We start from the raw sequence: 6,967 nt of genomic DNA on the forward strand, positions 1-6,967 counted from the left end.
CCCACCACCCCACAAATCCCACACCCCCCCACGCCGCCTAGTCCTCATACCCAGCACGCCACAAAACCCACACCCCCGCACGCGGCCTAGTCCTCATTCCCAGCACGCGGCGAAATTCACACCCCCGGCACACGGCGAAGCCCACATTCCTAGCACGCGGCGAAGCCCACACCCCAGGCACACGGCGAAGTCCTCATTCCCGGCGCGCGGCGAAGTTCACATTCCCGGCATGGTTTTGGCCGGGATCAGTAGGCGACGCGCCAGTGCTTGATGCCGTTGATCCACCCCGATCGCAGCCGCTCCGGCTCGTCCAGCTGGCGCAGGTCGGGGATGGCATCGGCGATGGCGTTGAACATCAGGTCGATCTCCAGCCGGGCCAGGTTGGCACCCACGCAGAAATGCGCACCGGTCCCACCGAACCCGAGGTGCGGATTGGGGTCGCGCAGGATGTCGAAGCGGTGCGGCTGCTCGAAGGCCGCCTCGTCGAAATTGGCGGAGCTGTAGAAGATTCCGAGCCGCTGCCCCGCCGCGATCCGCTGCCCGCCCAGTTCCACGTCGCGGGTCGCGGTGCGCTGGAACGCGGTGACCGGCGTCGCCCACCGCACGATCTCGTCCGGCGCGGTGCGCGGGCGCTGCTCGCGGTACAGCTCCCACTGTTCCGGATGATCCACGAATGCCTTCATCCCGTGCGTGATGGCGTTGCGGGTGGTCTCGTTACCGGCCACCGCGAGCAGGATCACGAAGAAGCCGAACTCGTCGGATCCCAGCGCCTCCCCGTCGATATCGGCGTTGACGAGCTGGCTGACGATGTCGTCGGCGGGTTCGGCGCGCCGCTGCTCGGCCATGTTCCAGGCGTAGCCGAGCACCTCGGCCGAGGCGGTGACGGAGTCGCCGTACTCCGGATCGTCGTAGTTGAGCATCTGGTTCGACCAGTCGAACAGCTTGTGCCGGTCGTCCTGCGGCACGCCGAGCAGTTCGGCGATCGCCTGCAGCGGCAGCTCGCAGGCCACCTGCTGCACGAAGTCGCCGCCGCCGGATTCCTTGGCCGCGTGCACGATTCGCTCGGCGCGCTCGGTGAGCGCCGCCCGCAGCCCCTCCACCGCCCGCGGCGTGAAGCCCTTGGAGACGATGCGGCGGATCTTGGTGTGCTTGGGCGGGTCCATGTTGACCAGCAGCGCGCTCGTCCCCTCCAGCTGCTCGGGCGTGGCGTAGCCGGGGAGCCGGATGATCGCGCCCTTCTGCTGGGACGAGAAGACATCCGAGTGGCGCGAGATCTCCTTGATGTCCTCGTGCCGGCTCACCACCCAGTACCCGCCGTCGTCGAACGGCGCCGCCTGATCGGGGCGCTGGGCGTTCCACCACACCGGCGCGGTGCGCCGCAACGCGGCGAACTCCTCGACGGGGCTGCGGTTCCCCCATAGTTCGGGATCGGTGAAATCGAATCCGGCAGGTAGTCCGGGGTCTGCTGCGGCCGGAACGGACACGGCTCCTCCTCAGTGTTCGCGGCAGTGCGAACCGAGATGTAAATGAAACGAGTTCTACGTCGATTGAAGCATCTCGACGCCCAACTGAACAGGTGTCTGGGCATGATTCCGAAATATCTATCGCGCCACCGACCCGTGAGCCCGAAGCGGTCCGGCCGGACACCTCTTCGCACCTCGGATCTTCACCTGAATTAGAACTTGTTCTACAGTGATCTCGGGCACGCTCCCCGAGCGCCGACGACGACCACTTCGAGGATGAGGTAAGCACTATGACCGACTCTCCGCGCAGCGCGGATGCCACCGAAGCCGACTACATCGTCGTGGGCGCGGGTAGCTCCGGAGCCACCATCGCGGGCCGGCTCGCCGAGCACGGTGCCCGCGTGATCCTGCTGGAGGCCGGGCGCAAGGACAACACCCGCCTGGTGACCATGCCGGGCGCGATCACCATGGTGCACACGGTCCCGCAGCTGAAGAAGCGCGTGACCTGGAAGCAGAACTCGGTTCCGCAGAAGCACGCCAACGACCGCGAGATCCCGATGACCCGCGGCAAGGTGCTCGGCGGCTCCAGCTCGGTCAACGGCATGCTGTTCGTGCGCGGCAACCGGGCCAACTTCGACTCCTGGGCGGCCGAGGGCTGCGAGGGCTGGAGCTACGACGACGTCCTGCCCGCCTACAAGCGACTGGAGAACTGGGAGGACGGCGCCAGCGACCTGCGCGGCAGCGGCGGTCCGATCGAGGTGACCCGGCAGAAGGACCTCACCCCGATCTCGCAGGCGTTCATGACCGCGGCCACCGACACCCTCGGGGTGCCCCGGATCGCCGACTACAACGGCGAATCCCAGGAGGGCATCAGCATCTTCCAGCAGAGCGTGCGCTACGGCCTGCGCTACAGCTCCTCGCGCGGATACCTCACCAACCGGCCGAATCCGAATCTGACGGTGGTGACGAACGCGCATGTCGCGCGGGTCGTCATCGAGAACGGCCGGGCGACCGGCGTCGAGGTCATCGAGAAGGGCGGGCGGCGGATCATCCGCGCCGCCAAGGAGGTCGTGGTCTCCGGCGGCGTGATGGGGTCGGCGCAGATCCTGATGCTGTCGGGCGTCGGCCCGGCCGGGCACCTGCGCGATCTGGGCATCCCGGTGCACGCGGACCTGCCGGTCGGGCAGAACCTGCACGACCATCTGTTCGTGCCGATGACCTTCCTGTCCAAGAAGGCGATCCACCGCGGCATCCCGACCTACTTCGCGCGCGGCGTCATGCGGGAGCTGCGCAGCCCGGGCAGCAGCTGGTTCGGCCGCACCGTCTTCGAGAACGTGGGCTTCGTGAAAACCTCGTTCGCCCAGGATATTCCGGATATGCAGATCCACACCCTGCCGTGGAGCTATCCGGTGCCGAATCAGGACGAGGACAAGCTGCACCTGGTCGACCGCAACGCCGCGCTCACCATCTTCCCGACCCTGATCTACCCCAAGAGCCGCGGTGAACTGCGGCTGGCCTCGGCCGACCCGATGGCCTCCCCGCTGATCGATCCGGGTTATCTGTCCGATCCGGCGGATACCGAATTCCTCGTCGAGGGCATTCGGACGATCCGGGAGATCATGGCGAACAAGGCCATCGCGGGCGATGTCACCGCGGAGTACTCCCCCGGCCCGGACCTACAGGACGAGACGGCGCTGCGCCGCGAACTCCCCAACCGCGTGCACTCGGTCTACCACCCCGTCGGCACCTGCCGGATGGGCGTCGACGAACGCGCCGTGGTGGACCCGCAACTGCGCGTGCGCGGCATCGAGGGCCTGCGCGTCGCCGACGCCTCGATCATGCCCAGCATCACCGGAGGCAACACCAACGCCCCCTGCTACATGATCGGCGAGAAGGCCGCCGAATTCATCACGGCCGAGGCGTAGCTCCGGCCCTCCGCGCCTGTTCGGACCGGTGCGGCGGAACACGCCCACCCTGCGTGGTCTTGCGCGGCACGCAGGGTGGGCGGTGCCAGACTGACTGGCGTGAGCGAGGCGTTGGGCAAACGCGTAGCGGGGGTGCAGAATCTCGGGCCCGGGTGGTTCGCGGCGGTGATGGCGACGGGGATCGTGTCGCGGGCGGTCACCGGGGCCGGATGGGCGTGGGGTGGTAGCGCCCTGTTGATCATCGGGGTGGTGGCGCTCGCCGCGCTGACCGTGGCAACGGTGCTGCGGCTGATGTTCTTCCGGGACAACGCCATTGCCGATGCGCGCAATCCGGCCGTCGGCTTCACCTATCTGACCTTCGTCGCCGGGACGGCCGTGATCGCGGCGGGGCTGGCCAAGCACGACCGGGCCGGTGCGGCACTGACCCTGCTCGCGATCGCGGCGGCGGCGTGGCTACTGCTGTGCTACGCGATTCCGGCGCAGCTGATGGTGCATCACGTACCGCAGGCGGCGGTCACCGACGCCAACGGCACCTGGTTTCTCTGGGTGGTCGGCACCCAGTCGCTGGCGGTCGCCGCGACCGTCCTGCCGCAGCCCTGGGGGCGGCGCCTCGTGGTGCCGGCGGTGCTGTGCTGGTCGGTCGGCGTGGTGCTGTATCTGGTGGTGGCCGCGCTGGTGCTGGGCACCCTGTTCGGCGGCGGGCTCACCGCGGCGAAACTCGTTCCGGCGTATTGGGTTTTCATGGGCGCCACCGCGATCAGCGTGCTGGCCGGTGCGCAGGTGCTCGAGCACGAGGACAACCAGTTGATCGCCACGCTGCGGCCGTTCCTCGCCGGCGCGGCGCTGGCGCTGTGGGCCTTCGGCAGCTGGCTGATCCCCCTGCTGCTCGCGGCCGGTGTGTGGCGGCACCTGGTGCAGCATTTCGCGCTCGCCTACGAGCCGGGCCTGTGGAGCATCGTGTTCCCGATCGGCATGTACGGCGTCGGCACCGCCGAACTCGGCAAGGTGCTCGGCGAGCACTGGATGATCACCTTCGGTCACGCCGAGGCGTGGGTGGCACTGGCCGCCTGGACCGCCACCGCCGTCGCCCTGCTCGCAACCGCCGTCCGCCGAACGTGACGCTGCGCGCGACCTGGGGAACAGACAGGCACCGTTGCGTGTTGTGGATAGTGGCGCTACCGTAAGCGTTGTCGTCATCTTGTGGATGTAGGTCGACGTACTCCCTCCCGCAAGATTTCTTCACCCCGCTTCGTTTCCGATCGTGGCGGCACGCACCAGCCCCACCCCACCGGAACATCGGGACCTCCGGCGCGGCCCATCCGCGACCACGGCTCTCGCCGCGCCCGCAACTACTTACCCATCCAGGAGAAACACCATGGAACACAACACTATTCACAGATCGGGCGGCAACGTCTCGACAAGTACGCCGGGGACGCCGATGACGGGCATCCTCGACATCACCGACAACCGCGCCTTCCTGCGTGCGGACGGCTATCTGGCCGGGCCGGACGACGCCCACGTGTCGATGCGGCTGGTCCGCGACCACGGACTGCGCCGCGGCGACGCCGTCACCGGAGTCGTCGGCCCCGGGCGCGAGGGCGTCAAACACGCTCCGCTGGTCCGCGTCGACACCGTGAACGGGCTGGCCCCCGGTCAGGCCCGGTCCCGGCCGCACTTCTCCGATTTGATCCCCATCTATCCCCAGGACCGGCTGCGGCTCGAGACCGAACCGCACGAAATGACCACGCGCGTCACCGATCTGGTGACACCGATCGGGAAAGGTCAACGCGCCCTGATCGTCGCCCCGCCCAAGGCGGGCAAAACCTCTGTGCTGCAATCGATCGCGCACGGCATCGCCAAGAACCACCCCGAATGCCAGCTGATGCTGGTGCTCGTCGGCGAACGCCCCGAGGAGGTCACCGACCTCTCTCGCGCGGTGCCCGCCGACATCGCCGCCGCCACCTTCGACCAGCCGCCGCGCGACCACGTCGCGGTCGCGGAGCTGGCCATCGAACACGCCAAGCGGCTGGTCGAGATGGGCCGGGACGTGGTGGTCCTGCTCGACTCCCTGACCCGCCTGGCCCGCGCCTACAACCTGGCCTCCTCCGCGTCCGGGCGCATCCTGTCCGGCGGTGTGGACGCCGCCGCGCTGGCGCCGCCGAAGAGGTTCCTCGGCGCGGCCCGCAATATCGAGAACGGCGGCTCGCTCACCATCGTCGCCACGACGCTGGTGGAGACCGGTTCGGTCGCCGACACCGTGATCTTCGAGGAGTACAAGGGCACCGGCAACGCCGAACTCAAGCTCGACCGCCGCACCGCCGAACGCCGGCTGCATCCCGCGGTCGACATCGCCCAGTCGAGCACCCGCAAGGACGAACTGCTGCTGTCGCCCGCCGAACTGTCGGCCACCCACACCCTGCGCAACACGCTGGCCGGGCGCGACCCGCAGCACGCGCTCGAACTGCTGCTGACCGGCCTGCGCCAGACCGACACCAATGCGGAGTTCCTCGCCGGTATTCGCACCGCCGGCGCGTGACGCACATGCCCTGACCACCGGAATGTTGCGCCAGGTTAGCCGGGTGCCTACCCGGGGGTAGCCTGTTCCTCGGTGGTGGGCAACGAGCAGGTCGTGCCGACCCCCTGCACGATCTGGAGGTGTTCTTGCAACGGCTGGCTCCCCGCACCGAACCGACCTCGCACCGGAGGGCCCGGTGACCTCGCGGGAAGAATTCTTACGCCGCGTGCGTGACGGACTCAAGGCCCTCCCCGATGACGAACGCACCGTGCCGGTGCCGCGCCATTACCGCAAGGATCCCCCGGAGGTCTCCGCCGCCGCCCGCACGGCCCTGGTCGAACTGTTCGTCGAACGGCTGAAACACTATGGGGCTCAGCCGATTCCGACGATCGAACCGGAAATCGCCGATACCGTCGGCACGGTGCTGCGCGCGAACGGCGCCACCTCGGTGACCGCACCCGACGGCCTGTCCGAGGAATGGCTCGAGCGCTGGGCGGAAACCGACGGCCACCGGATCGTCGCCGATCATTCGCAGCAGGACATCGATCGAGTGGATGCCGTGGTCACCACCTGCGCCGGGGCCGTCGCCGATTCGGGCACCATCGTCATCGACGGCGGGCGCGGGCAGGTCACCCGCGCCTCGGCGATGCGGTCCGGCTGTCACGTGTGCGTCGTCTACGCCGACCAGATCTCCCCCGCGCTCCCCGAGGTGCTCGACAGGCTGGACTCGCGCCGCCCCATCACCTTCTTCAGCGGCCCGTCGGCGACCGTGGACCTCGAACTCTCCCGGGACCGGGGCGAGCCGCAGGCGCGGCAACTGATCGTCGTCCTCGTCGAATAGCGCGACCGCAAGCGCTCTTTAAGCCCTCGGCAAGCCCGCGACGGCATCGTTTGTCCTGTCACCGGATCACACCGGTGCAACCCACCACCGGGGGCTGGGTGCGGACCTGGCGCCTCAACGGCGGGGGGCGGGCCCCCGCCCCCCCCCCCGACGGGGTCAAGGCCCACGAGGGGGGCGCCGGCAAGCGGCCCCCCGCCAACCGGGTGGCGGTGTTGAGATTGTG

4 protein-coding genes and 1 pseudogene are annotated in these 6,967 nt (G+C 68.7%); 4 read left to right on the plus strand and 1 reads right to left on the minus strand.

Features of this window, described 5'->3' with window-relative positions:
• Positions 1-245: 245 nt before the first annotated feature.
• Complete coding sequence (locus tag QH290_RS08540) at positions 246-1,484, minus strand: cytochrome P450 (RefSeq protein ID WP_280264133.1); 1,239 nt, start codon at positions 1,482-1,484, stop codon at positions 246-248.
• Positions 1,485-1,753: 269 nt separating this feature from the next.
• Between QH290_RS08540 and QH290_RS08545 the strand changes: the two genes are divergently transcribed.
• The 4 genes and pseudogenes from QH290_RS08545 to QH290_RS08560 all read left to right on the plus strand — a co-directional run bounded on the left by QH290_RS08545 (position 1,754) and on the right by QH290_RS08560 (position 6,744).
• Positions 1,754-3,388, plus strand: a complete 1,635-nt coding sequence (locus QH290_RS08545; protein WP_280382484.1) for a GMC family oxidoreductase — start codon at positions 1,754-1,756, stop codon at positions 3,386-3,388.
• A 99-nt stretch (positions 3,389-3,487) separates the two neighbouring features.
• A complete protein-coding gene (locus QH290_RS08550; protein WP_280382485.1) occupies positions 3,488-4,507 on the plus strand; it encodes a tellurite resistance/C4-dicarboxylate transporter family protein in 1,020 nt (339 codons plus the stop codon).
• Between the two features lie 316 nt (positions 4,508-4,823).
• Positions 4,824-5,924, plus strand: a pseudogene (locus QH290_RS08555) (transcription termination factor Rho, short form); the annotation flags it as partial.
• Between the two features lie 205 nt (positions 5,925-6,129).
• Complete coding sequence (locus tag QH290_RS08560; RefSeq protein WP_280264126.1) at positions 6,130-6,744, plus strand: LutC/YkgG family protein; 615 nt, start codon at positions 6,130-6,132, stop codon at positions 6,742-6,744.
• Positions 6,745-6,967: the final 223 nt, after the last annotated feature.

The organism is Nocardia wallacei, from assembly GCF_029869545.1.
Lineage (GTDB): Bacteria > Actinomycetota > Actinomycetes > Mycobacteriales > Mycobacteriaceae > Nocardia > Nocardia wallacei_A.

Excerpts from the sequence above, each read along its gene's own strand:
- QH290_RS08545 (WP_280382484.1), top strand. The coding sequence starts at position 1,754 with ATGACCGACTCTCCGCGCAGCGCGGATGCCACCGAAGCCGACTACATC.